Genomic DNA, 554 nt, shown 5'->3' on the forward strand with positions numbered 1-554 from the left:
CACCTGACGCCCGCCTGGAGCCGGCGGAGGACTCCAGGCGGGCGTCAGGTGGCTTCGGCTTCGAAGTCCGCGCCGAGTTCGGCGAACTGTTCCGCGGCGGCCGCCAGCAGGGCGGCGTCGCCTTGGCGGCGGGCTCAGGCGCGGGCCAGGGCCGTCGCCGTCCAGCGGTTGTGGGCCGCGTGGTGCTCGGCTCGGGCGAGGTGGTGGGACGCGTCCGGGGCGTCGAGGGCCACGGCCAGTTCCGCGGCCACGCCGGCCGCGTAGCCGTTGAAGCGGCCGGGAGCGAACGCGGCGCCTGCTTCGGCGAGTCGTCCGGCCAGGCCGGCACCGGTGTGGAGGGCCACCCTGGCCCGGACGAAGGCGTCCAGCGGGGCCAGGTTGGCCGACTCGGCCGGGGTGGCCACGCCCGCGACGTCGGCCGCGCGGGTGCGCCAGCGGGCCATCGACGGCTCGTCGCCGGACAGGCCGGCCGCCAGCGCCGCCGCGAGCAGCGGGACACCGAGAGTCGCGTTGCGCGGGAGCCCGGTTTCGGTGTGCCACAGCGCATCGGCGGC

Annotated in this window: 1 protein-coding gene; it reads right to left on the minus strand. The window is 78.0% G+C overall.

Features of this window, described 5'->3' with window-relative positions; all coding sequences use genetic code 11:
* Positions 1-134 precede the first annotated feature (134 nt).
* Positions 135-554 (minus strand): hypothetical protein (locus tag CCN39_RS50535; protein ID WP_158104630.1); only part of this gene is annotated, 420 nt, incomplete at its 5' end.

Source organism: Amycolatopsis kentuckyensis (assembly GCF_002155975.1).
Taxonomy (GTDB): Bacteria; Actinomycetota; Actinomycetes; order Mycobacteriales; family Pseudonocardiaceae; genus Amycolatopsis; species Amycolatopsis kentuckyensis.